This window comes from Enterobacter sp. Y17 (assembly GCF_019730495.1).
Classification (GTDB): Bacteria; Pseudomonadota; Gammaproteobacteria; order Enterobacterales; family Enterobacteriaceae; genus Enterobacter; species Enterobacter asburiae_B.
This window is the reverse complement of the sequence record NZ_JAASKP010000001.1, coordinates 2,455,905-2,481,385: the sequence shown is the minus strand read 5'-3', so window position 1 is coordinate 2,481,385 and position 25,481 is coordinate 2,455,905. Positions and strand designations below refer to the sequence as shown.

Genomic DNA, 25,481 nt, shown 5'->3' with positions numbered 1-25,481 from the left:
GGGGAATTCCGTGAAACCTGCTGCTCGTCGCCGCGCCCGTGAATGTGCCGTCCAGGCACTTTACTCCTGGCAGTTGTCCCAGAACGACATCGCTGATGTCGAATACCAGTTCCTGTCAGAACAGGACGTAAAAGACGTTGACGTTCTGTACTTCCGCGAACTGCTGTCGGGAGTGGCGACTAATAGCGCGTATCTCGATGGCCTGATGAAGCCATACCTGTCCCGTCTGCTCGAAGAGCTGGGCCAGGTGGAAAAAGCAGTGTTGCGTATCGCGCTGTTTGAGCTGTCTAAACGTGATGATGTGCCGTATAAAGTGGCCATCAACGAAGCGATCGAGCTGGCGAAAACCTTCGGCGCTGAAGACAGCCACAAGTTTGTAAACGGCGTACTTGATAAAGCAGCACCTGCGATCCGTCCCCACAAAAAGTGATCCGCAAACCGGAGTCCTGCATTGCCTGACGGGCAGTGCGGCTCCGGTTTTTTCTTTTATTTGCTGAGGCATAACGTATGGCATGCGGCGAATTCTCCCTGATTGCCCGTTATTTCGACCGTGTCAGAACCTCTCGTCTTGATGTTGAAACCGGCATTGGCGATGACTGTGCACTTCTCAATATTCCCGAAAAACAGACGCTGGCAATCAGCACCGACACCCTGGTGTGCGGCCGTCATTTCTTACCGGATATCGATCCTGCCGATCTGGCGTATAAAGCCCTGGCGGTTAACGTCAGCGATCTGGCGGCGATGGGTGCCGATCCCGCGTGGCTGACGCTGGCTCTGACCCTGCCAGAGGTGGATGAAGCCTGGCTGGAAGCCTTTAGCGATGCGCTGTTTGAGCAGCTTAGCTATTACGATATGCAGCTGATTGGCGGCGACACGACTGCCGGTCCGCTGTCGATGACGCTGGCGATCCACGGCTACGTGCCGCTCGGCCGCGCGTTGAAGCGCTCAGGTGCAAAACCGGGCGACTGGATCTACGTAACCGGTACGCCGGGCGACAGCGCGGCAGGGCTGGCGATCCTGCAAAACCGTTTAACGGTTGATGATGCTGACGACGCGGCATATCTGGTGAAACGCCATCTGCGGCCAACGCCGCGTATTTTGCACGGCCAGGCGCTGCGCGAACGGGCAAGCTCGGCTATCGATCTCTCTGACGGGCTGATCTCGGATCTCGGGCATATCCTGAAGGCCAGCGGCGTAGGCGCGCGCGTTGACCTGGATCTGTTCCCGCTGTCGGAGCAACTGCTTCGCCATGTAGAGCCTGAGCAGGCCCTGCGCTGGGCGCTGTCCGGTGGTGAAGACTACGAGCTGTGCTTCACGGTGCCTGAGCTCAACCGTGGAACGCTGGACGTGGCGTTAGCGCATCTCGGCGCGAAGTTTACCTGCATCGGTCAGATCATGCCGGAGAGTGAAGGGCTGAAGTTTGTGAAAGACGGTGCGCCCGTTACGCTGGACTGGAAAGGATACGATCACTTCGCGTAAGTTTGTGCGCGCTGTACTGCCGGGTAGCGGCTCCGCCTTACCCGGCCTACAAAAGATGGGCTTACTTAAACCCCACCACCGGGTGGGGCTGATACGGTGTTTCCAGCTCGGCAATCTGCTCCGGCGTCAGCGTGATATCCACCGCATTCAGCAGCTCATCAAGCTGTTCTTCCCGCGACGTTCCAATAATCGGTGCCGCGACCCCGCGCTTGCCCAGCAGCCACGCCAGCGCCACCTGAGCGCGGGTTGCACCGGTATCGTCGGCGATTCCGGCTAAACGTTCGGCAATCAGCGCATCGCTGGCTTCTGTACCGCCATAGAGATTCTTTCCCACTTCATCCGATACCAGCCGAGCCGTGGTTTCACCCCACGGACGGGTCAGGCGACCGCGCGCCAGCGGGCTCCACGGGATCACCGCCACGCCTTCCTGATGGCATAGCGGCAGCATCTCGCGTTCTTCTTCACGATAAATCAGATTGTAGTGATCCTGCATGGTGACAAAGCGCGCCCAGCCGTGCTGCGCCTGGAGATCCAGCGCCTGAGCAAACTGCGACGCGTGCATAGACGATGCGCCGATGTAGCGCGCTTTCCCGGCTTTGACCACGTCGTTCAGCGCTTCAAGCGTTTCCTCGACTGGCGTGTTGTAATCCCAGCGGTGAATTTGCAGCAGGTCGACGTACTCCATGTTCAGGCGTCTGAGGCTGTCATCAATGGAGCGCAGGATCTGCGCGCGAGAAAGGCCCTCAGCCAGGTCGCCCACAGGATAGTAGACTTTGGTGGCGACGACGATGTCATCACGGCGGGCAAAGTCGCGCAGTGCGCGGCCGACAATTTCCTCGCTGCTGCCGTCTGAGTAGCTGTTGGCGGTGTCAAAGAAGTTAATGCCGCCCTCGATGGCGCGTTTGATAATCGGACGGCTGCTCTCTTCCGGCAGCGTCCAGGCGTGGTTTCCCCGATCGGGCTCGCCAAAGGTCATGCATCCCAGACAAAGTCGGGAAACCTTAAGGTCCGTTCTTCCTAATGTTGTGTATTGCACGGTTCCGCTCCTGCTGTTTAAACATCAGCTTTAAGCATAGCAGGAGCGGAAAAGGGGGAAGGGTCAGTCCAGCCAGGTACGGATTTTGGCTTCGATACCGGCGGCGTCCAGGCCTATCGCCGCACGGGCTTCGTCCTGAGTACCTTGCGGAATGAAGCGATCCGGCAGGCCGAGGTTCAGCACCGGCACGGCTTTACGGTTCGCCATCAGCACCTCATTCACGCCGCTGCCCGCGCCGCCCATGATGGCGTTTTCTTCCAGCGTGACCAGCACGTCGTGGGTCTCAGCCATACTCAGGATCAGAGAGTCGTCGAGCGGCTTCACAAAGCGCATGTCCACCAGGGTGGCATTCAGCGCTTCAGCCGCTTTCGCGGCCTCGGGCATCAGCGTGCCGAAGTTCATGATCGCCACTTTCTCACCGCGACGCTTAACCACCCCTTTACCGATCGGCAGTTTTTCCAGCGGCTGAAGCTCAACGCCCACCGCATTGCCGCGCGGGTAGCGAACGGCGCTTGGGCCATCCTGATAGTGATAGCCGGTAAACAGCATCTGACGACATTCGTTCTCGTCGCTTGGCGTCATGACAACCATATCCGGAATACAGCGCAGGAAGGAGAGATCAAACGCGCCCTGGTGCGTCTGGCCGTCGGCACCGACGATGCCCGCACGATCGATAGCAAACAGTACCGGCAGCTTCTGAATCGCCACATCGTGGATCACCTGATCGTAGGCGCGCTGCAGGAAGGTGGAATAGATAGCGACAACGGGCTTGTAGCCGCCAATCGCCAGGCCCGCTGCAAACGTCACCGCATGCTGCTCGGCAATGGCGACGTCAAAATACTGGTCAGGGTATTTTCTGGAGAACTCCACCATGCCGGAACCTTCACGCATGGCCGGGGTGATCGCCATCAGCTTGTTGTCTTTGGCTGCGGTTTCGCACAGCCAGTCGCCGAAGATTTTGGAATAGCTCGGCATGCCGCCGCTGCTTTTTGGCAGACAGCCGCTGGACGGGTCAAATTTCGGTACCGCGTGAAAGGTGATCGGATCTTTTTCCGCCGGTTCGTAACCGCGCCCTTTTTTGGTCATGATATGCAGGAACTGCGGGCCTTTCAGGTCGCGCATGTTCTTGAGCGTGGTCACCAGTCCCAGCACGTCGTGACCGTCAACCGGGCCAATATAGTTAAAGCCCAGCTCTTCAAACAGGGTGCCCGGCACCACCATGCCTTTGATGTGTTCTTCGGTACGCTTGAGCAGCTCTTTAATCGGCGGTACGCCGGAGAAGACTTTCTTGCCGCCTTCGCGCAGCGAGGAGTAAAGCTTGCCGGAGAGCAGCTGGGCCAGATGGTTATTCAGCGCGCCGACGTTCTCTGAGATCGACATTTCGTTATCGTTGAGGATAACCAGCATGTCCGGCTTGATATCGCCCGCGTGGTTCATGGCTTCGAAGGCCATACCGGCGGTAATGGCGCCGTCGCCAATCACGCAGACGGTGCGGCGCTGCTTGTTCTCTTTCTCGGCGGCAACGGCAATACCGATGCCCGCAGAAATGGAGGTGGAGGAGTGGCCGACGCTCAGCACGTCATACTCGCTCTCACCGCGCCACGGGAACGGGTGCAGGCCGCCTTTCTGACGAATGGTGCCAATTTTATCGCGACGTCCGGTCAGAATTTTGTGCGGATAGGCCTGGTGGCCCACGTCCCAGATGAGCTGATCGAACGGCGTGTTATAGACGTAATGCAGCGCCACGGTCAGCTCTACCGTGCCAAGCCCGGAGGCGAAATGGCCGCTGGAGCGGCTTACGCTGTCGAGCAGGTAGCGACGCAGCTCGTCGCACAGCTTCGGCAGGCTCTCTTTCGGCAACAGACGTAACTCCTGGGTGGAGTCAACTAACGCCAGTGTCGGGTATTTGGCAATATCAAAACTCATCAAAGGCTCATCGAGATATATAGTTTATTTATCACGCTGGATTATATAGTCCGCTAGCGCTTCCAGTGCCGAGGTATCCAGCGATTGCGCGGCCAGTTCATTTAGCGACTGGCGGGCATCGTCAATCAGATCCCGGGCTTTACGTTGGGCTTGCTCAAGACCCAGCAGGGCGGGGTAGGTACTTTTGCCAAGCTGCTGGTCCGCACCCTGACGTTTACCCAATGTTGCAGTATCGCCCACCACATCCAGAATGTCATCCTGAACCTGGAATGCCAGACCGATACTTTCTGCGTATCTGTCCAGAATCGGCAGGGCTTTGCGCCCTTGTTCACCCGCGCTCAGCGCGCCCAGGCGAACGGCGGAACGAATCAACGCCCCGGTTTTATGGCGATGAATACGCTCCAGCTGTTCCAGATTAACCTGACGTCCTTCCGCTTCAAGATCCAGCGCCTGTCCGCCGCACATGCCGGCCACGCCGCTGGCCATTGCCAGCTCGGAGATCATCGCCAGGCGGTCGCGGTCGGCCACTTCCGCCATCGGCGCGTCGCTCAGAATCGAGAACGCCAGCGTTTGCAGGGCATCACCCGCCAGAATGGCATTCGCCTCGCCAAACTTGATATGGCAGGTGGGTTGACCCCGACGCAAATCGTCGTCGTCCATGGCCGGGAGATCGTCGTGGATCAGCGAGTAGGCGTGGATGCACTCCACGGCGGCTGCCGGGGCGTCCAGCGTGTTATCGCTGATGCCAAACATATTGCCTGTGGCGTACACCAGGAACGGGCGCAGGCGTTTTCCACCCAAGAGTGCGCCATAGTGCATGGCTTCAACCAGTGGAGTGTTCTGAAAAGGCTGTGGCGCAATAAAACGGCGCAGGGCGTCGTTGGCGCGTACGACACGCGCCTGAAGCTCGTTGGCAAAATCCATTTACTCGGCGTCCGGTGTGAAAGGCGTGGTTTTCGCGTCTTCGCTGTCGGAAAGCAGGATCTGCACGCGCTGCTCGGCCTGCTGCAGTTTGACCTGCCCTTGGCGCGCCAGCTGCACGCCACGCTCGAATTCGTTGAGCGCCTCTTCCAGCGGGAGATCGCCGCTTTCAAGACGGGTAACGATTTGCTCCAGTTCACTCAGCGCAGTTTCGAAACTGGCCGGTGCGTCGTTCTTCTTCGGCATAGTGAATTGACTCTTATATTCTCAGCCCCGACATGGTAACGGACTCAGGGCAATTATCAAATAACGCGCAATGTGCACAGGAGCGGCGCGATGGTGGTATACTTGCGCGCCTGGATGCAGCCACGGGTGTGGGCTGCTGTACTCTTTTCCATTACAAGCCTTAATACGCTTGCCTAAGAAACATTGCCGCCATGAAGTTTATCATTAAATTGTTCCCTGAAATCACCATCAAAAGCCAATCTGTGCGTTTGCGCTTTATTAAAATTCTCACCGGGAACATTCGTAACGTATTAAAGCACTACGACGAAACCCTCGCCGTGGTGCGCCACTGGGACCACGTAGAGGTCCGTGCGAAAGACGAAAACAAACGTCAGGATATTCGCGACGCGCTGACCCGTATTCCGGGGATCCACCATATCCTGGAAGTGGAAGATGTTCCGTTCAGCGATATGCACGACATCTTCGAGAAAGCGCTGGTGCAGTACCGCGACCAGATCGAAGGCAAAACCTTCTGCGTGCGCGTGAAGCGTCGCGGTAAGCACGAGTTCAGCTCTATTGAAGTGGAACGTTACGTCGGCGGCGGTTTGAACCAGCACGTTGAAACGGCGCGCGTTCGTCTGACCAACCCGGACGTAACCGTGAACCTGGAGATCGAAAACGATCGCCTGCTGCTGGTGAAAGGGCGCTATGAAGGTATCGGTGGCTTCCCGATTGGCACCCAGGAAGACGTATTGTCCCTGATCTCCGGCGGCTTCGACTCCGGCGTCTCCAGCTATATGCTGATGCGTCGCGGCTGCCGTGTGCACTACTGCTTCTTCAACCTGGGCGGCGCGGCGCACGAAATCGGCGTTCGTCAGGTCGCACATTACCTGTGGAACCGCTTCGGCAGCTCCCACCGCGTGCGTTTCGTGGCGATCAACTTCGAACCTGTGGTCGGCGAAATCCTCGAAAAAGTGGACGACGGCCAGATGGGCGTGGTGCTGAAGCGCATGATGGTGCGTGCGGCGTCCAAAGTTGCCGAGCGCTACGGCGTGCAGGCGCTGGTCACCGGTGAAGCGCTGGGCCAGGTGTCCAGCCAGACGCTGACCAACCTGCGTCTGATCGACAACGTGTCTGATACGCTGATCCTGCGCCCGCTGATCTCCCACGATAAAGAGCACATCATCGATCTGGCGCGCGAAATCGGTACCGAAGATTTTGCCCGCACCATGCCGGAATACTGCGGCGTGATCTCAAAAAGCCCGACGGTGAAGGCGGTGAAGGCGAAGATCGAAGCGGAAGAAGAGAACTTCGATTTCAGCATTCTGGAAAAAGTGGTGGAGGAAGCGTCCAACATCGACATCCGCGAGATTGCCCAGCAGACCGAGCAGGAAGTCGTTGAAGTTGAAACCGTGAGCGGTTTTGGCGCTAACGATGCGATTCTGGATATCCGCTCCATTGACGAGCAGGATGACAAGCCGCTGCTGGTTGAAGGCGTCGACGTGGTTTCTCTGCCGTTCTATAAGCTGAGCACCAAGTTTGGCGATCTCGACCAGAGCAAAACGTATCTGCTGTGGTGCGAGCGCGGGGTGATGAGTCGCCTGCAGGCGCTGTACCTGCGCGAACAGGGCTTTGCGAACGTGAAGGTGTATCGCCCGTAGTTTTTTGCCGGGGAGTGCGGCCTGAAGCCCTCACCCCGGCCCTCTCCCACAGGGAGAGGGAGAACACCTATTCGTAATAATTATAAATCCCCGCCGGCATCACCAGCGATGACGCCACTTCGTACGCTTTCTCGCGCCCGACCAGCAGGTCAATAATCTTTAAGCCAAAATCAATCGCGGTGCCTGGCCCCTGGCTGGTTAGCAGGTTGACGCGCGGGTCCCAGACGACGCGTTTATCCACCCAGTGCTCTTCCGGGATCGTATCCTTCAGCCCCGGGAAGCCGGTCATGTTGCCGATGGGGAAGATATCGTGCGGAACCAGAACCGTTCCTGCTGCGGCACAGATTGCCGCGACGATGCGGCCGGATAAATGAAACTGACGCACGGTCTCGACCAGCAGCTGGCTGTCGCGAAAACATTCCGCGCCTTTTAAGCCGCCGGGCAGCACGATGATGTCGTAATCGCCGTCAGCCACCTGAACAAGGGGGGCATCCGCGAGGATTTTCACCCCGCGCGAGCAGGTGATTGTCAGATTACCGTCGCTGGCGACGCTGGCGGTGGTGACCTTAATGCCGCCGCGCACCATCAAATCAATGGTGGTGACCGCTTCCATCTCTTCGCTACCAGGGGCGAGACAGATCAGTGCTGACGCGCTCATATTCACTCTCCTTACGTTTAACAAGGTCATACAGACGGGCGTTTTCCGGCACGGAAATACCGTGCGCGCGGGCGCGTTTTAGCAGATAGCCGGTAATGTAGTCGATCTCCGTGTGGCGTAAAGCCCGAACATCCTGCAGCATCGAGGAGATGTTTTCTGCCGTGCTCTCAATGACCTGCTCGACATAACAGCGTAAATCGTCGGCCGAGGTATGCAGGCCTTCCCGCTCAACGACCGCCGCGACTTCCGCACACAAAATCGCAACGTCCTGCGGATGATTTTTCAGCTCCCCGTTCGGGCAATTCCACAGCGCCGTCAGCGGATTGATCACGCAATTTACCGCCAGCTTGCGCCACAGCTGAGGGCGGATGTTGTTGTGCCAGGCGACGTCCGGCAGCACCTTCTGCAGCACATCGGCAAGATAGCTGTAATCTCCATCCTGAGTTCTGGCGGGCCCGATGTGCGTCACGCCGCTGGCGACATGCACGATGATGTTGCCGTCGCGACGCGCAGCGTGCGTGGTCGTCGCCATCAGCAGGGGCTGCGGGACGCTTTTCAGCTCATCAAGGGTTCCCATGCCGTTATGCAGCAACAGTATGGGCGAAGTGGGGGGGAGCTGCGCGGCCAGTGTCTTTACCGCGTCTGAGACCTGCCACGCTTTGAGCGTCACCAGTAAAAGATCGCTTTGCGCCAGGAAATCAGGATCGTTCGCGGTGAGGGATTCGTTAAAGATGCTTCCGTCTTCACCAATCAGGTTTACCCTGCAATAGGGCTGGGGCACGCGCAGCCAGCCCTGAACCTCATGTCCGTGCTTGCACAGCGCGGTCAGCCACAGCTGACCAAGCGCTCCGCATCCGAGCACCGTAATTTTCATTGTTCCTCCTCACCTGCAACTGCGCCAGGTGTTACAGCTTAATTATACAGCTAAGCTTCTGTTGAGTTATGCCTCGTAGCGGGTATTATGCAACGCAACAAAAGTGAAGGGAGAAGAAAAGATGCCATCTTTCGATATTGTTTCCGAAGTTGATATCCAGGAAGTTCGCAACGGCGTTGAGAACGCAACCCGCGAAGTTGAGTCACGTTTCGATTTTCGTGGCGTTGAGGCGTCGTTTGAGCTGAACGACGCAAATAAGACCATTAAGGTGCTGAGCGAGTCTGATTTCCAGGTGAATCAGCTGCTCGACATTCTGCGCGCCAAGCTGTTAAAGCGCGGCATCGAAGGGACGTCTCTGGACGTGCCGGAAGAGTTTGTGCACAGCGGTAAAAACTGGTTTGTTGAAGCCAGGCTGAAGCAGGGCATCGAGAGCGCAGTGCAGAAGAAGATCGTTAAGCTTATTAAAGACAGCAAGCTGAAGGTGCAGGCGCAGATCCAGGGCGAAGAAATTCGCGTGACCGGTAAGTCCCGCGATGACCTCCAGTCCGTAATGGCGCTGGTGCGCGGCGGCGATCTGGGGCAACCGTTCCAGTTTAAAAACTTCCGCGATTAATATAAAAAGCCCGGTTTAACCGGGCTTTTTTTCACGCTTTGAGCGCCTGCTCGACTTCGAAGCGGTTGGTCATTTTACTGTTTATTTTGACGTAAGCGCTGCGCTCTTCCGGGACGATGAGCACCTCTGTCACACCCTCTTTGGCTTCCAGACGCTGCTTAAGCACATCGTTGATTTCCACATCATCCGGGATTTCTACCCGCAGGCTGCTCACGTAGCGCGGCTCTTTCATGGTGCTGGCGACCAGCAGCCAGACTGTCGCCAATAGCGCACCGGCGAGAAACACGGTTTGTGAATCAAACAGGCCGTCCACCCAGCCGCCGAGCGAGCCGCCGATCGCCACGCCGAGAAACTGGCTGGTGGAGTAGATGCCCATCGCCGTGCCTTTGTAGCCGGCGGGGGACTCTTTGCTGATCAGAGACGGCAGCAGCGCTTCCATCAGATTAAAGGCCAGGAAGAAAAGCTGCACGCCTGCAATCAGCTCCCAGAAGTGCGGGCCGGCACCCCAGAGCACAATTTCGGCAATCAGCAGGACCGCCACGCAGCCCACGAAGACGCGCTTCATTTTGCGCTTCACTTCGGCGTAGATGATGAACGGCACGACGGAGACAAACGAAATCAGCATCGTGACCAGATAGATTTTCCAGTGCTCAGCCGCCGGGAAACCCGCTGCGGCAAGCTGGCCGGGCAGGGCGACAAAGGTCGACATCAGCAGGATATGCAGGCACATAATGCCAAAATTGAGCTTCAGCAGGCGCGGCTCGACAATCACTTTGCTGAAGCAGCCTTTTACCATCCCTGATTCGCGGTTCAGAACGTGGTTTTTGCTGTCCGGCACGACCCACAGGGTTAAGGCAATACCGATGGTCGCCAGCACGGCAATCATCCAGAACAGGGCGTGCAGACCCAGCGTGTGCGTAATGATGGGGCCCAGCACCATCGCAATCGCAAAGGTCACGCCAAAGCTCACGCCGATGAACGCCATTGCTTTGGTACGGTTCTGCTCACGGGTTAAGTCTGACAGCAGCGCCATCACCGCGGCGGCAATCGCGCCGGAACCCTGCAGGGCGCGGCCGAGAATAATCCCCCAGATGGAGTGGGAGAGGGCGGCAATCACGCTTCCGAGCACAAAGACCAGCAGCCCGCCGACGATCAGCGGCTTTCGGCCCACCCGATCAGAGAGCAGGCCAAACGGGATCTGGAAAACCGCCTGCGCCAGACCGTAGATGCCGATCGCGAGTCCAATCAGCGCCTCGCTGGCCCCCTGCAGCGCCATACCGTACGTGGTCAGAACAGGCAGGACCATAAACATGCCAAGCATCCGTAGCGAGAAGACAGTCCCTAAGCCCCAGGTCGCGCGTAGCTCGCCTGGCGTCATTTTATAATCGTTCATTACCACCTCAGTTCAAAAGCAGGCCATAGTGTAGTGCGGGGAAGGGGCGGGGTAAATAAAGGGTTATTTAACAAATATTACATGCGTTATTAGTAGATTCAGTGAATAAAAAAGGGTGCCGAAGCACCCTTTTATTGACCTGTTTGGCTTACCAGACGTAAGTCAGCAGGTTGTGTGAATCTGGCACCATGAAGTCCACGGACATCATCACGGACAGCGAGGTGATGGCCACAATCGAGAACACAAACAGCTTGCGCGCCCAGACTTTGTCATCTTCCACTTTGTAACCGCGCAGCGCCATACCGAGCCACCAGACGCTCACCGCAGCCGCTACCGCCAGATATTTATACCCGGCGTAACCACCCAGAGAGAGCATCAGCGTTGCCACGGCAAAGGCGATGATGTACAGCGTGATGTGGTTCTTGGCAACAGAAATGCCTTTCACGACCGGCAGAACCGGGATGTTCGCTGCCTGATAATCCTTAAAGCGGAAAATCGCGATGGCATAGGAGTGCGGCATCTGCCACAGGCTAAAGATAGCCAGCAGGATCAGCGCACCGCTGTCTAACTCGTTCGTGACCGCGCAGTAGCCAATCACCGGCGGCGCAGCGCCGGAGAGAGAACCAATCAGCGTGCCGTAGACGGAGTGGCGTTTCATATACAGGCTGTAGACGCCCACATACACCACGAACCCCATCACCCCCAGCCAGCAGGCCAGCGGGTTAGCACCAAACCACAGCAGCATAAAGCCAGCAATACCCAGCAAGGTGGCGTACACCAGCGAGACGGAAGGGGCGATCAGGCCTTTCACCAGCACCCGATTTTTGGTCCTTTCCATCTTCTTGTCGATATCCATGTCGATGTAGTTGTTAAATACACAACCGGACGCAACAACCAGTGACACACCGACCAGCGTGTAGATAAAGAGGGTGTAATCAATGCTGCCCTTAGAGGCCAGCAGGAACCCTCCGATCACGGAGATCAGGTTGCCAAAGATGATGCCTGGTTTCGTTACTTGCAGGTATTGCTTAAACATACTCGCCGCTCTTAGTGAACCATCATGTTGTAGTTGAGGTTCCACATAATCCAGATGGAACCGACTACCAGGATAGCGATGATAATCACGGTAAAGATAAAGGCGGTCATATTCCAGCCTTCATCGGACTTGGTGTTCATGTGCAGGAAGCAAACCAGATGCACCAGAATCTGAATCACCGCGGTCACCAGGATTGCACCCAGAATAACCGGTTTAGACGCAGAACCGCTCATCACCATCCAGAACGGGATCACCGTCAGGATGATCGACAGGATGAAACCTGTCATGTAGGTTTTTACGCTACCGTGGGAAGCGCCATGATCGTTTGAATGACTCATTACATCGCCCCCATCAGATATACAACAGAGAACACACAGATCCACACCACGTCCAGGAAGTGCCAGAACAGGCTCAGGCACATGATACGGGTACGGTTAGTGCTGGTCAGGCCGCGACGGGATACCTGGAACATCAGTACCGCCATCCAGATCAGACCAGAGGTGACGTGCAGACCGTGGGTACCGACCAGCGCGAAGAACGCGGACAGGAAGCCACTGCGATCCGGACCGAAACCTTCCAGAATCAGGTGATGGAATTCATAGATTTCCATCCCGATAAATCCAGCACCAAACAGCCAGGTCAACGCCAGCCAGGACACAACCTGGCTCTTGTTGTTTTTGTACATGGCGATAGCCGCCATGCCGTAGGTGATGGAGCTGAATAACAGCAGTGCGGTTTCAACCAGAACGAACGGCAGTTCAAAGATGTCCTTGCCAGCCGGGCCGCCCGCCGTGCCGTTCACCAGAACGGCGTAGGTCGCGAACAGACAGCAGAACAGAATGCAGTCGCTCATCAGGTAGATCCAGAAACCGAAGACTTTGGTCGGTCCTGTATCGTGGTGCGCATGTTCATGCGCGTGGGCAGTTGAGTGCGCCAGAGTATCAGTTGCCATTTTTCAGCCCCGCTTTAGAAATCTCGTCGAAATGCTGATTTTCCAGCTTCTCAACTTCACGGACTGGTACGTAGTAGTCCACGTCCTCGTCAAAGCTCTTCACAATCCAGCTGATTACGATGCCGGCGAAGCCAACAATCGCCATCCACCAGATGTGCCAGATCATTGCGAAACCAAATACCGTTGCGAAGGCGGCAATCACAATACCCGCACCGCTGTTTTTCGGCATGTGGATTTCTTCGTAATGAGCAGGTTGCTTGTACGCTTCACCTTTTTCTTTCATTTCCCAGAATGCGTCGCGTTCATGAACCTGCGGCACGATGGCAAAGTTATAGAAAGGAGGTGGAGAAGAGGTCGCCCACTCCAGCGTACGGCCACCCCATGGGTCACCGGTCAGGTCACGGTTCTGGTCGCGGTCGCGAATAGACACGTAGAACTGAATCAGCTGAGACGCGATACCGCAGGCAATCAGCACGGCGCCGCCCGCTGCAACCATCAGCATTGGGTGGAACTGCGGATCGATCTGCTGGCTCAGACGACGGGTCATACCCATGAAGCCCAGCACGTACAGCGGCATAAATGCCACGAAGAAGCCGATGATCCAGAACCAGAACGCGCGTTTACCCCATTTTTCGTTCAGCGTGAAGCCGAACGCTTTTGGCCACCAGTAGGTTACGCCAGCGAAGCAGCCGAAGACCACGCCACCGATGATAACGTTATGGAAGTGCGCAATCAGGAACAGGCTGTTGTGCAGAACGAAGTCAGCACCTGGTACCGCCAGCAGTACGCCGGTCATCCCACCTACGGAGAAGGTCACGATGAAGCCGATGGTCCACAGCATCGCTGAGTGGAACACGATACGGCCCTGGTACATGGTGAACAGCCAGTTGAAGATCTTCACCCCGGTAGGGATGGCGATAATCATGGTGGTAATACCGAAGAAGGCGTTTACGTTCGCGCCCGCACCCATAGTGAAGAAGTGGTGCAGCCAAACGATGAACGACAGAACGGTAATACACACGGTTGCCCACACCAGAGAAGTGTAACCAAACAGACGTTTACGCGAGAAGGTTGCCGCGATTTCGGAGAACACACCGAACACAGGCAGAACCAGAATGTACACTTCCGGGTGACCCCAGGCCCAAATCAGGTTGATGTACATCATCATGTTGCCACCCATATCATTCGTGAAGAAATGGGTGCCCAGGTAGCGGTCCAGGGTCAGCAGCGCGATGGTGACGGTCAGAATTGGGAAGGAGGCAATAATCAGGATGTTGGCGCACAGAGATGCCCAGGTAAATACCGGCATCTTGAACATGGTCATGCCAGGGGCACGCATCTTGATAATGGTCACGAAGAAGTTGATACCGGTCAGGGTAGTACCGACGCCGGAGAGCTGAAGCGCCCAAATCCAATAGTCGACGCCAACGCCCGGACTGTACTCAATTCCTGACAGCGGCGGGTAAGCCAGCCAGCCGGTCTGCGCGAATTCGCCCACACCCAGTGACAGGTTAACCAGGATAACGCCGACAACCGTGAACCAGAAGCTCAGGTTGTTCAGGAACGGGAACGCCACGTCGCGCGCGCCGATTTGCAGCGGAACGACAACGTTCATCAGACCGATAACCAGCGGCATCGCCACGAAGAAGATCATGATAACGCCGTGGGCGGTAAAGATCTGATCGTAGTGGTGCGGTGGCAGGAAGCCGGCTTCGCCCGCAGAAGCGAGTGCCTGCTGGCTACGCATCATGATCGCATCCGCAAAGCCACGAATTAACATGACGATACCGACGATGCAGTACATGATACCGAGTTTTTTGTGGTCAACCGAAGTCAGCCACTCGTTCCACAGGTAGCTCCACTTACCGAAGTAAGTGATCAGGGCCAGTAAGGCCGCGCCACCAATGATAATTGCAGCCACCGTAACCACGATAATCGGTTCATGGTAGGGCACTGCATCCAGTGTCAATTTTCCGAACATTTTCTTCCTCGGCCCCTTAGTGAGCGGTTTCCGCGTGGCTCATGTCCATGCCTTCCATACCTTCGTGCGCGCTGTGCTCGCCTTCAGGCTGGGTCATGTCCATGCTCTTGCCGTGATCCATAAATTTGCCAATAACGTCTTTGAACAAATCTGGTTTCACATTAGAGAAGTACTCCACCTTGTTGTATTCGCTTGGTGCAGCCACTTTTTCGAACGCCGCCATGTCAGACATGGTGTTTGGAGACTGCTTCGCTTTTTCAACCCACTGGTCGAAAGCGGCACGGTCTGGCGTCGCAATAGCTTTGAACTTCATACCTGAGAAGCCCGGGCCGCTATAGCTGGCGGAGATACCATCATAGGTGCCTGCTTCATTCGCGATCAGGTGCAGGTTGGTCTGCATACCGGCCATCGCGTAAATCTGGCTACCCAGACGTGGGATGAAGAAGGAGTTCATTACGGAGTTGGAGGTCACTTTGAACTGAACCGGAGTGTTCGCCGGGAAGGCGATTTCATTCACGGTAGCAATACCCTGCTCTGGATAGATGAAGAACCATTTCCAGTCCATGGAGACCACTTCAATGGTAATAGGTTTCTCATCGTGAACCAGCGGTTTGCTTGGCTCAAGTGCGTGAGTGGTTTTCCAGGTCAGTACGGCAAGGAACAGGATGATCAGAATAGGTACCGTCCAGACCACAGCTTCCACTTTATTGGAGTGTGACCAGTTAGGGCTATACTTCGCATCTTTATTGCTCGCACGATACTTCCAGGCGAAACCAACAGCCATCAAAATGGCAGGAATAACCACAATCAACATCAGGCCAAAAGCCGTCAATATCAGTGAACGTTGTTCCAGTCCAATCTGTCCTTTGGGGTCTAGTAGTGCAGAATCGCAGCCACTGAGTAATACAGTGCCCGCGAATAATGACAACCATCCCAAACTTTTATTGTATTTCCCGAGTCTCATTTAACGACCTCAATTCCACGGAGTCTGGTGGCGTTTAAAGTGTGCGGGCATTTTACGGGAAGGTTACATTACTGTAAACATCATTAGGCCTGTGTCAGGAAGGTGTTACCGGGTTCTGCCGCACGTGTCACAAGTGTTGCAAATTATGTCGGTTTTTATGACCGAAGCCGCATGGCAAGGGCTTTATAACGAAAGGACCCCCAAGCATACCCTAAAAGGGGCAATTGGTATAACCATTGTTGAAAATAAACAAAAAATTAACAATTAATTATCAATAAAAAGACATCTGAAAAACGAAAAATCAAACTCTCGTATGCTGAATCGTTTAATGAAAAATAGCGTTTTGGAATGGGAGCCAATAATTTCCAAATCCTATCCCGCACAAAACAACAAATATTTTTTTTGCGCCTGGCGGCTATTTCGCCGTTATAATTTCGGTTAGTGATTACAACGGGAAATAACCTTTCGCATTTTTCTTCAGGTCATCTGCGTTTTACGCAACGCCATGAAATCAAGCAGACCTCCGGTCAGGATCCCGGCGATAGCCAGCAGGGCGCCTGCGTCCAGCAGAAGGGCTTCGAAAGGGAGTACCAGAGAGGTGCTGGCATTGATAATAAGCACCACAAGCCAGAGCGCCAGAGCAATGCAACCCGCCATTAACAGACGCAGCGCAAAACGGTAGGCGCGGCGATATTCGGTGCGCGGCATAAAATGTTCTGTCCGCTGGGTATATTCCAGCGTCTGACGGCAGACCAGCAGCAATAAAATCCCCGGCACGGCAGCCACGACCGAGAAGAGATAAAATGTTGGCCAGCCGTGGGCTTCCACGAACCAGCCGGCAATCGGGCCAACGTACACGCGGCCAACTGCGGAAAGCGCCGAGAGCAGAGCGAACTGGGTAGCGGAAAACGACTTATTGCACAGGGTCATCAGCAGGGCGACAAACGCCGCTGTTCCCATGCCGCCGCAGAGGTTTTCGAAGAACACCGCCGCGGCCATGCTGATCGTATGTTTGTCGGTAATCGACAGCAGCCAGTAGCCTGCGTTAGAGGCGCCCTGAAGGATGCCGAAAATCAGCAGCGCGCGAAACAGCGTCAGGCGTTGCATCAGCACGCCGCCATAAAGCGCGCCGACAATCGTCGCAAACAGCCCCAGCGTTTTATTCACCACACCCACTTCACCGGCGTCAAAACCGACGCCCCGGATCAGGAAGGTGGTGGTTAAACTCATGGCAAAGGCATCGCCCAGCTTATAAAGGACGATGAGCAGCAGGATCAGCCAGGCGTTGTTGCGGCCAAAGAAGTCACGGAGCGGTTCGGCGACGGCCTGCTCCAGCGTGCGGGGAACCGGGATGACGTCACTCGGTTCGGGCGCGAACAGCGTCGCGATAATGCAGGGGATCAGCAGGGCGGCCATCAGCCAGTACATGCCCTGCCAGCCGAGGTAACGGTCGGCCAGCCACAGCGCCAGCCCGCCGGAGACCAGCATTCCGAGGCGATAGCCCAGCACGCTGATTGCTGCACCAGCACCGCGCTCTTCAGCAGGTAACACGTCCGTCTTCCAGGCGTCGAACACAATATCCTGAGAGGCGGAACAGAAGGCAATCACCACCGCAAGCGCTGCCATCCAGCGAAGCTGGGTGGTGGGTTCAAGAAATCCCATCGCCGCAATAGCCAGCAGCAGCAGGATCTGCGTCATCACTAGCCAGCCGCGTCGACGTCCGAGGAAAGGCGGCGTGTAGCGATCCATGACCGGAGACCACAGGAATTTAAAGACATAGGCCTGGCCGACAAGCGAGAAGAAACCAATGGTTTTAAGATCGATGTTCTCAACCGTCATCCACGCCTGAAGCGTGCCGGAAGTGAGCGCGAGGGGTAAACCCGAGGCGAAGCCGAGGATCAGCAGGATCGCTGATTTCGGTTGCTGGAAAATGCGTAAGTAATGGCTGGACATGTTCTTATAAAACTGACCCGGTGATACACCGGGTCAGCGAGCGGGATTAACGCGCGTTCTGCTTGATGAAGTCGTGAATGCTGGTGTCCTGCGCCATATCGGCGATGGTATCGGTCAGCACGCTGTTCACGGCGTTAGCAATGTTCTGGTTAGAAGCCTGGAAGGCACCTTCAACAGAGTAGCTGGCGCGGTAGTTTTTGGTCATCTTGTTGCCATTCTTCGCGGTGGCAATGATGGCGATATCCGCTTTGGTCGCAATGTTGTAGCGCACGTTGCCCTGAGACACGTCAGCGTACAGGTTATTCACGATGATCTGCAGATCAACCGCGCCGCTTGGGCCAATCATGTAGCCGCGAGCGGTCATCTGTTTCTCCAGCACTTCCTGGAGCAGGAAGCGCAGGTCGCGGGACGCGGTGAGAGTAACCTGCTGGTTATCGCGGGTCACTTTAGCCAGCGCCTGATCCTGACGCTGATCGGCACCGTTAATGCTCACGGTGACGCCCATCAGGCTTGGATCCTGCTGAGGCAGGGTGATTTTTGGTGAGACATCAATGGTGGTAGGTGGGGTAGCACAGCCTGCCAGCATAAAAAGGGCTACCAACGGAAAGAAGAGTTTTTTTAACATTTTCGGGTTCTCAACGAATCGTAAGCATATAAAGAGAAAAATTGCCGCCATCATAACATCGCCAACGGCGAGGGGAAGTGGTCAACGCATGTAAATTCATCGCCTTGTCCGAAAACTGACCAGATCACCCTTTTTCCCAATCCGTGTATGACAAAACGTATGAGTCTCACAGTGAACTTCATTCGTTTGAATGAGAAAATCAGACGAAAGCTAAATATTTGTTGTCAAGGTGTAATGGAAACGGTAAAAGCGGCTAACATTTAAAGGGATGGGTGACATCCTGGCGTTGTCGGAGGAGTAATTTCATGATGATACGTGAGCATATAGAAGATAAATTAAGGGCGGCCTTCAACCCTGTGTTCCTCGAAGTCGTCGACGAAAGCTATCGTCATAACGTGCCGGCAGGTTCTGAAAGCCACTTTAAAGTGGTTCTGGTTAGCGATCGCTTCACGGGAGAACGTTTCCTGAATCGACACCGCTTGATCTACAGCACCTTGACGGAAGAGCTCTCCACGACCGTGCATGCGCTGGCACTGCATACCTACACCATTAAGGAATGGGAAGGCCTGCAGGATACGGTTTTCGCATCGCCGCCCTGTCGCGGTGCAGGCACTATCGCCTGATAAATCGGATTTGCAACGGCTGGAGCTTTTCCAGTATGTTGCTTACAGATTTCCTCAAAACGGCCTCCGGGCCGTTTTGTTTTGTCTGAGTTTTGAGCGAATGGAGCGATTTTAAGACTAAAAATAGCCTTAAAGTGTGAAAAAAGCCGCAGCAACATGCCCCAACCGTTCTCGACTCACCTAAGTGATGCCGCTATAATGCCGCGTCTTATTGAATGTCTTCGGGATGATTCTGGCGACAGGGAATGTGAATCTGCACTAAGAGAGCATCCCGGTATAACAGACAGATTCAGAGTTGACCGAGCACTGTGATTTTTTTGAGGTAACAAGATGCAAGTTTCAGTTGAAACCACTCAAGGCCTTGGCCGCCGTGTAACGATTACTATCGCTGCTGACAGCATCGAAACTGCTGTGAAAAGCGAGCTGGTCAACGTAGCAAAAAAAGTACGTATTGACGGCTTCCGCAAGGGCAAAGTACCAATGAATGTTGTTGCTCAGCGTTATGGCGCTTCCGTGCGTCAGGATGTGCTGGGTGAACTGATGAGCCGTAACTTTATTGATGCGATCATCAAAGAAAAAATCAATCCGGCCGGCGCGCCGAACTACGTTCCAGGCGAATACAAACTGGGCGAAGACTTCACCTACTCCGTTGAGTTCGAAGTGTACCCGGAAGTTGAGCTGAAAGGTCTGGAATCTATCGAAGTTGAAAAACCAGTTGTTTCCGTGACTGACGAAGACGTTGACGGCATGCTGGATACCCTGCGCAAACAGCAGGCGAACTGGAAAGAGAAAGAAGGCGCTGTTGACGCTGAAGACCGTGTCACCATCGACTTCACCGGTTCTGTAGACGGCGAAGAATTCGAAGGCGGTAAAGCGTCTGACTTCGTACTGGCGATGGGCCAGGGTCGTATGATCCCAGGCTTCGAAGACGGTATCAAAGGCCACAAGGCTGGCGAAGAGTTCACCATCGACGTGACCTTCCCGGAAGAATACCACGCTGAAAACCTGAAAGGGAAAGCAGCGAAGTTCGCTATCAACCTGAAGAAAGTTGAAGAGCGCGAACTGCCAGAACTGACTGAAGAATTCATCAAGCGTTTCGGCGTGGAAGATGGTTCCGTAGCGGGTCTGCGTACCGAAGTACGTAAGAACATGGAACGCGAACTGAACGGCGCGGTGCGTAACCGTGTGAAATCTCAGGCGATCGAAGGTCTGGTGAAAGCCAACGAAATCGACGTTCCAGCTGCCCTGATCGACAGCGAAATCGACGTTCTGCGCCGTCAGGCTGCACAGCGTTTCGGTGGCAACCAGCAGCAAGCGATGGAACTGCCACGCGAGCTGTTTGAAGAGCAAGCGAAACGCCGCGTTGTTGTTGGCCTGCTGCTGGGCGAAGTGATTCGTACCCACGAGCTGAAAGCTGACGAAGAGCGTGTGAAAAGCCTGATCGAAGAGATGGCTTCTGCATACGAAGATCCATCAGAAGTGATCGAGTTCTACGGTAAGAACAAAGAATTGATGGACAACATGCGCAACGTTGCCCTGGAAGAGCAGGCTGTTGAAGCGGTACTGGCGAAAGCGAAAGTGACCGAAAAAGCGGCCTCTTTCAACGAACTGATGAACCAGCAGGCGTAATTTCGCCCCAACGGTTTAAAGTTTGAACAGAAAACCCGTTGCCTTGCGGCAGCGGGTTTTTTTTATCGCAGCGATAGCCCAGGAAGAGTGCTAAAACGCCCTTTCGGTGTTAGCGTAACAACAAAAGGTTGTTATGCTTGAAATAGGGCACTGTGAACCCCATAAGTACGTAATCATGATGAATGAGACTGGCTGATAATCCGTCCGTAAGGTTACAATCAGTACAGCAGGTGTTTTCAATTTTGATCCAGGAGACGGAAATGTCATACAGTGGCGAACGAGATAACTTTGCACCCCATATGGCTCTGGTGCCAATGGTTATTGAACAGACCTCACGTGGTGAGCGTTCTTTTGATATCTATTCCCGTCTGCTCAAGGAACGCGTTATCTTTCTGACCGGCCAGGTGGAAGACCACATGGCTAACCTGATCGTGGCACAGATGCTGTTTCTGGAAGCGGAAAACCCGGAAAAAGACATTTACCTGTACATTAACTCCCCGGGTGGCGTGATTACAGCAGGAATGTCCATTTATGACACCATGCAATTCATCAAGCCTGATGTAAGCACTATCTGTATGGGTCAGGCTGCATCTATGGGCGCGTTCCTGTTAACAGCAGGGGCGAAAGGTAAGCGTTTCTGCTTGCCAAATTCCCGCGTGATGATTCACCAGCCGCTGGGCGGTTACCAGGGGCAGGCGACGGATATCGAAATCCACGCCCGTGAAATTCTGAAAGTAAAAGCGCGCATGAATGAACTTATGGCGCAGCATACGGGTCAACCACTCGAGCAGATCGAGCGCGATACCGAGCGCGATCGCTTCCTCTCTGCTCCAGAGGCAGTTGAGTACGGCTTAGTCGACTCCGTGTTGACCCATCGTAATTGATGCCCGCGACGCGAGTGTGCCGCTATACTAAGGTAGGGCGGCACGCTGCTGATTGCAGCTTGCGTCTTAGAATGGCATTTGCGTCGTCATGTGCGGCACAAAGAACTTAAAAAGAGGTTTGGACTCATGACAGATAAACGCAAAGATGGTTCGGGCAAACTGCTGTACTGCTCTTTTTGCGGCAAAAGCCAGCATGAAGTGCGTAAACTGATTGCCGGGCCGTCCGTGTATATCTGCGACGAATGTGTCGATTTATGTAACGACATCATTCGCGAAGAGATTAAAGAAGTCGCACCGCACCGTGAGCGCAGCGCGCTGCCAACGCCGCATGAAATTCGTCATCACCTTGACGACTACGTCATCGGACAGGAGCAGGCCAAGAAAGTGCTGGCGGTAGCGGTCTATAACCACTACAAACGTCTGCGTAACGGCGACACCAGCAATGGCGTAGAACTGGGTAAAAGTAACATTCTGCTGATCGGCCCAACCGGTTCCGGTAAAACGCTGCTGGCTGAAACCCTGGCGCGCCTGCTTGATGTTCCGTTCACGATGGCGGATGCCACCACCCTGACCGAGGCCGGTTATGTGGGTGAGGACGTCGAAAACATCATTCAGAAACTGCTGCAGAAGTGCGATTACGACGTACAGAAAGCCCAGCGCGGGATTGTTTACATCGATGAGATCGACAAGATCTCCCGTAAATCTGACAACCCGTCAATTACCCGTGACGTATCGGGTGAAGGCGTACAGCAGGCGCTGCTGAAGCTGATTGAAGGTACGGTTGCTGCCGTTCCGCCACAGGGTGGTCGTAAACATCCGCAGCAGGAGTTCCTGCAGGTTGATACCTCCAAGATCCTGTTCATCTGTGGTGGCGCGTTTGCTGGTCTGGACAAAGTCATCTCCCACCGTGTTGAAACCGGCTCCGGCATTGGTTTTGGCGCAACGGTGAAATCGACGTCCGAAAAACCAAACGAAGGCGAACTGCTGTCTCAGGTTGAACCGGAAGATTTGATCAAATTCGGTCTGATCCCTGAATTCATCGGCCGTCTGCCGGTTGTGGCAACGCTGAATGAGCTGAGCGAAGACGCGCTGATCCAGATCCTGAAAGAGCCGAAAAATGCGCTGACCAAGCAGTATCAGGCGCTGTTCAATCTGGAAGGCGTTGATCTGGAATTCCGCGACGAAGCGCTGGATGCTATTGCCAAGAAAGCGATGGTCCGTAAAACCGGTGCCCGTGGTCTGCGTTCAATTGTTGAAGCGGCACTGCTCGACACCATGTACGATCTTCCGTCGATGGAAGACGTTGAGAAAGTGGTGATTGACGAGTCCGTCATTAGCGGTCAAACCAAGCCGCTGCTGATTTACGGCAAACCGGAAGCGCAGCAGGCATCTGGCGAATAATTAACCAAATCATACAAGCAGTTAATCAAAAAGGGGGGATTTTATCTCCCCTTTACTTTTTCCGTATTCATAGCGTTGAATGTGTGGGAAACATCCCCATATACTGGATACATGTTAATGGTTATGTGAAGCACAGTGACATGACCAGCTTACCTGGCGGACACTAACTAAGAGAGAGCTCTATGAATCCTGAGCGTTCTGAACGCATTGAAATCCCCGTATTGCCGTTGCGCGATGTGGTGGTTTATCCGCACATGGTCATACCCTTATTTGTAGGGCGGGAAAAATCTATCCGTTGCCTCGAAGCCGCCATGGATCATGATAAAAAAATCATGCTGGTCGCGCAGAAAGAAGCATCAACGGATGAGCCGGGTGTAAACGATCTTTTCACCGTCGGGACCGTGGCCTCTATTTTGCAGATGCTGAAGCTGCCTGACGGCACCGTGAAGGTGCTGGTAGAAGGCCTGCAGCGTGCGCGTATTACCACTCTGTCAGACGACGGCGAGCACTTCTCTGCAAAGGCAGAGTACCTTGATTCGCCTGAGCTTGATGAGCGTGAACAGGAAGTGCTGGTTCGCACCGCGATTAGCCAGTTTGAAGGCTATATCAAGCTGAACAAGAAAATTCCACCAGAAGTGCTGACGTCGCTGAACAGCATCGACGATCCTGCGCGTCTGGCGGACACCATCGCTGCACATATGCCGCTGAAGCTGGCTGACAAGCAGTCCGTGCTGGAAATGTCCGACGTTAACGAACGTCTGGAATACCTGATGGCGATGATGGAGTCTGAAATCGATCTGCTGCAGGTTGAGAAGCGCATTCGCAACCGCGTCAAAAAGCAGATGGAGAAATCTCAGCGTGAGTACTATCTGAACGAGCAAATGAAGGCCATTCAGAAAGAACTGGGCGAGATGGACGACGCGCCGGACGAAAACGAAGCGCTGAAGCGTAAGATCGACGCGGCGAAGATGCCGAAAGAGGCGAAAGAGAAGGCTGAAGCAGAACTGCAGAAGCTGAAAATGATGTCTCCAATGTCGGCTGAAGCGACCGTTGTACGCGGCTACATTGAGTGGATGGTGCAGGTTCCGTGGAACGCCCGCAGCAAGGTCAAAAAAGACCTGCGTCAGGCGCAGGAAATCCTGGATACCGACCACTACGGTCTGGAACGCGTGAAAGACCGCATTCTTGAGTACCTCGCGGTACAAAGCCGTGTAAACAAAATTAAAGGCCCAATTCTGTGCCTGGTTGGACCGCCGGGGGTGGGTAAAACCTCTCTGGGTCAGTCCATCGCCAAAGCGACCGGACGTAAGTATATCCGTATGGCGCTGGGTGGCGTACGTGATGAAGCGGAAATCCGCGGTCACCGCCGTACCTACATCGGTTCTATGCCGGGTAAACTGATCCAGAAGATGGCGAAAGTGGGGGTTAAAAACCCGCTGTTCCTGCTCGATGAGATCGACAAAATGTCGTCGGACATGCGTGGCGACCCTGCGTCTGCACTGCTGGAAGTGCTTGATCCAGAACAGAACGTAGCGTTCAGCGATCACTACCTGGAAGTGGACTACGACCTGAGCGATGTGATGTTCGTGGCGACCTCCAACTCCATGAACATTCCGGCCCCGCTGCTGGACCGTATGGAAGTGATCCGTCTCTCCGGTTATACCGAAGATGAGAAGCTGAACATCGCTAAGCAGCACCTGCTGCCGAAACAGATTGAGCGTAACGCGCTGAAAGCCAACGAGCTGACCGTCGAGGACAGCGCGATTGTCGGCATCATTCGCTACTACACCCGTGAAGCGGGCGTGCGTAGCCTTGAGCGTGAAATTTCGAAACTGTGTCGTAAAGCGGTGAAACAGCTGCTGCTGGATAAGAGCCTTAAGCACATTGTGATTAACGGCGACAATCTGCATGCCTATCTCGGCGTTCAGCGCTTCGACTACGGTCGAGCGGACAACGAAAACCGCGTTGGCCAGGTGACCGGCCTGGCATGGACGGAAGTGGGCGGCGATCTGCTGACCATCGAAACCGCCTGTGTCCCTGGCAAAGGCAAGCTGACCTATACCGGCTCGCTGGGTGAAGTGATGCAGGAATCCATCCAGGCGGCGCTGACCGTGGTGCGCGCGCGCGCGGAGAAACTGGGTATCAACCCTGATTTCTACGAAAAACGCGACATCCACGTGCACGTTCCGGAAGGGGCGACGCCGAAAGATGGCCCAAGCGCGGGTATTGCTATGTGTACCGCTCTGGTTTCCTGCCTGACAGGTAACCCGGTGCGTGCCGATGTGGCAATGACCGGTGAAATTACGCTGCGTGGTCAGGTTCTGCCGATTGGTGGTTTAAAAGAAAAACTGCTGGCGGCACACCGCGGTGGGATCAAAACCGTATTGATCCCTTACGAAAACAAACGCGATCTGGAAGAGATTCCGGACAATGTGATTGCCGACCTGCAGATCCATCCTGTGAAGCGAATTGAGGAAGTTCTCAGTCTCGCACTGCAGAATGAACCCTCCGGAATGCAGGTTGTAACCGCAAAATAGTGACCTCGCGCAAAGAGCGTCAATAAAAACAAGGCTGGTAAGTCATTTCGCACTTGCCAGCCTTTTTTTGTATAGCTAATTTAGATTGCTGATTAGGTCCGTCATCAACA

At 54.8% G+C, this 25,481-nt stretch carries 23 protein-coding genes; 9 read left to right on the top strand and 14 right to left on the bottom strand.

Going from position 1 to position 25,481, the window contains the following annotated elements:
• The first annotated feature begins 10 nt into the window (after nt 1-10).
• Both nusB and thiL read left to right on the top strand, forming a co-directional pair.
• The gene (gene nusB / locus HCH49_RS11730) at nt 11-430 is read left to right on the top strand and encodes a transcription antitermination factor NusB (protein WP_006809908.1); all 420 of its coding nucleotides are present in this window, start codon (nt 11-13) and stop codon (nt 428-430) included.
• Between the two features lie 77 nt (nt 431-507).
• A complete protein-coding gene (gene thiL, locus HCH49_RS11725; protein WP_221702718.1) occupies nt 508-1,479 on the top strand; it encodes a thiamine-phosphate kinase in 972 nt (323 codons plus the stop codon).
• Nucleotides 1,480-1,540: 61 nt separating this feature from the next.
• On the opposite strand, the gene HCH49_RS11720 is transcribed toward thiL, so the two are convergent.
• From HCH49_RS11720 to xseB, 4 genes are all read right to left on the bottom strand, one after another.
• Nucleotides 1,541-2,515, bottom strand: coding sequence for an aldo/keto reductase (locus tag HCH49_RS11720; protein WP_221702717.1), 975 nt, complete (start codon nt 2,513-2,515; stop codon nt 1,541-1,543).
• A 63-nt stretch (nt 2,516-2,578) separates the two neighbouring features.
• A complete protein-coding gene (gene dxs / locus HCH49_RS11715; protein ID WP_069303734.1) occupies nt 2,579-4,441 on the bottom strand; it encodes a 1-deoxy-D-xylulose-5-phosphate synthase in 1,863 nt (620 codons plus the stop codon).
• 24 nt (nt 4,442-4,465) lie between these two features.
• Complete coding sequence (gene ispA / locus HCH49_RS11710) at nt 4,466-5,365, bottom strand: (2E,6E)-farnesyl diphosphate synthase (RefSeq protein WP_008503332.1); 900 nt, start codon at nt 5,363-5,365, stop codon at nt 4,466-4,468.
• Entirely contained in the window at nt 5,366-5,608 is a 243-nt protein-coding gene (gene xseB, locus HCH49_RS11705) for an exodeoxyribonuclease VII small subunit (protein WP_008503331.1), read from the bottom strand.
• Between the two features lie 191 nt (nt 5,609-5,799).
• On the opposite strand from xseB, the gene thiI reads away from it, so the two are divergent.
• Nucleotides 5,800-7,248, top strand: a complete 1,449-nt coding sequence (gene thiI, locus HCH49_RS11700; RefSeq protein ID WP_221702716.1) for a tRNA uracil 4-sulfurtransferase ThiI — start codon at nt 5,800-5,802, stop codon at nt 7,246-7,248.
• Between the two features lie 67 nt (nt 7,249-7,315).
• Here the strand turns inward: thiI and yajL are convergent, their stop codons facing one another.
• Complete coding sequence (yajL, locus tag HCH49_RS11695) at nt 7,316-7,906, bottom strand: protein deglycase YajL (protein WP_221702715.1); 591 nt, start codon at nt 7,904-7,906, stop codon at nt 7,316-7,318.
• Nucleotides 7,869-8,780, bottom strand: a complete 912-nt coding sequence (gene panE, locus HCH49_RS11690; protein ID WP_221702714.1) for a 2-dehydropantoate 2-reductase — start codon at nt 8,778-8,780, stop codon at nt 7,869-7,871. Before panE ends, yajL begins: the two co-directional genes overlap by 38 nt.
• A 121-nt stretch (nt 8,781-8,901) precedes the next feature.
• Here panE and HCH49_RS11685 point away from each other — a divergent pair, with 121 nt between their 5' ends.
• Entirely contained in the window at nt 8,902-9,393 is a 492-nt protein-coding gene (locus HCH49_RS11685; RefSeq protein ID WP_033144770.1) for a YajQ family cyclic di-GMP-binding protein, read from the top strand.
• 31 nt (nt 9,394-9,424) lie between these two features.
• Here the strand turns inward: HCH49_RS11685 and HCH49_RS11680 are convergent, their stop codons facing one another.
• The 8 genes from HCH49_RS11680 to HCH49_RS11645 form a co-directional block, all read right to left on the bottom strand.
• Complete coding sequence (locus HCH49_RS11680; RefSeq protein ID WP_221702713.1) at nt 9,425-10,786, bottom strand: MFS transporter; 1,362 nt, start codon at nt 10,784-10,786, stop codon at nt 9,425-9,427.
• A 148-nt stretch (nt 10,787-10,934) separates the two neighbouring features.
• A complete protein-coding gene (cyoE, locus tag HCH49_RS11675; protein ID WP_033144771.1) occupies nt 10,935-11,822 on the bottom strand; it encodes a heme o synthase in 888 nt (295 codons plus the stop codon).
• Nucleotides 11,823-11,833: 11 nt separating this feature from the next.
• The gene (locus HCH49_RS11670) at nt 11,834-12,160 is read right to left on the bottom strand and encodes a cytochrome o ubiquinol oxidase subunit IV (protein WP_006176899.1); all 327 of its coding nucleotides are present in this window, start codon (nt 12,158-12,160) and stop codon (nt 11,834-11,836) included.
• A complete protein-coding gene (locus tag HCH49_RS11665) occupies nt 12,160-12,774 on the bottom strand; it encodes a cytochrome o ubiquinol oxidase subunit III (protein WP_023334703.1) in 615 nt (204 codons plus the stop codon). Before HCH49_RS11665 ends, HCH49_RS11670 begins: the two co-directional genes overlap by 1 nt.
• Nucleotides 12,764-14,755, bottom strand: a complete 1,992-nt coding sequence (gene cyoB / locus HCH49_RS11660) for a cytochrome o ubiquinol oxidase subunit I (protein WP_014168864.1) — start codon at nt 14,753-14,755, stop codon at nt 12,764-12,766. The genes HCH49_RS11665 and cyoB overlap by 11 nt, the downstream gene beginning before the upstream one ends.
• Nucleotides 14,756-14,771: 16 nt before the next feature.
• Nucleotides 14,772-15,719 (bottom strand): cytochrome o ubiquinol oxidase subunit II, encoded by a 948-nt coding sequence (gene cyoA / locus HCH49_RS11655; protein WP_014882770.1) that lies wholly within the window; start codon nt 15,717-15,719, stop codon nt 14,772-14,774.
• A gap of 477 nt (nt 15,720-16,196) precedes the next feature.
• Nucleotides 16,197-17,672, bottom strand: a complete 1,476-nt coding sequence (gene ampG, locus HCH49_RS11650; protein ID WP_221702712.1) for a muropeptide MFS transporter AmpG — start codon at nt 17,670-17,672, stop codon at nt 16,197-16,199.
• 46 nt (nt 17,673-17,718) lie between these two features.
• A complete protein-coding gene (locus tag HCH49_RS11645; RefSeq protein WP_023310568.1) occupies nt 17,719-18,297 on the bottom strand; it encodes a lipoprotein in 579 nt (192 codons plus the stop codon).
• A 305-nt stretch (nt 18,298-18,602) separates the two neighbouring features.
• On the opposite strand from HCH49_RS11645, the gene bolA reads away from it, so the two are divergent.
• The 5 genes from bolA (at nt 18,603) to lon (ending at nt 25,371) form a co-directional block, all read left to right on the top strand.
• A complete protein-coding gene (gene bolA / locus HCH49_RS11640) occupies nt 18,603-18,920 on the top strand; it encodes a transcriptional regulator BolA (protein WP_021241655.1) in 318 nt (105 codons plus the stop codon).
• 330 nt (nt 18,921-19,250) lie between these two features.
• On the top strand, nt 19,251-20,549 hold the full coding sequence (gene tig / locus HCH49_RS11635; RefSeq protein ID WP_221702711.1) for a trigger factor: 1,299 nt from the start codon (nt 19,251-19,253) through the stop codon (nt 20,547-20,549).
• A gap of 260 nt (nt 20,550-20,809) precedes the next feature.
• Entirely contained in the window at nt 20,810-21,433 is a 624-nt protein-coding gene (clpP, locus tag HCH49_RS11630) for an ATP-dependent Clp endopeptidase proteolytic subunit ClpP (RefSeq protein WP_010428105.1), read from the top strand.
• Between the two features lie 126 nt (nt 21,434-21,559).
• Nucleotides 21,560-22,834, top strand: coding sequence for an ATP-dependent protease ATP-binding subunit ClpX (gene clpX / locus HCH49_RS11625; RefSeq protein WP_023310570.1), 1,275 nt, complete (start codon nt 21,560-21,562; stop codon nt 22,832-22,834).
• 182 nt (nt 22,835-23,016) lie between these two features.
• A complete protein-coding gene (lon, locus tag HCH49_RS11620) occupies nt 23,017-25,371 on the top strand; it encodes an endopeptidase La (RefSeq protein WP_126543958.1) in 2,355 nt (784 codons plus the stop codon).
• Nucleotides 25,372-25,481 lie beyond the last annotated feature (110 nt).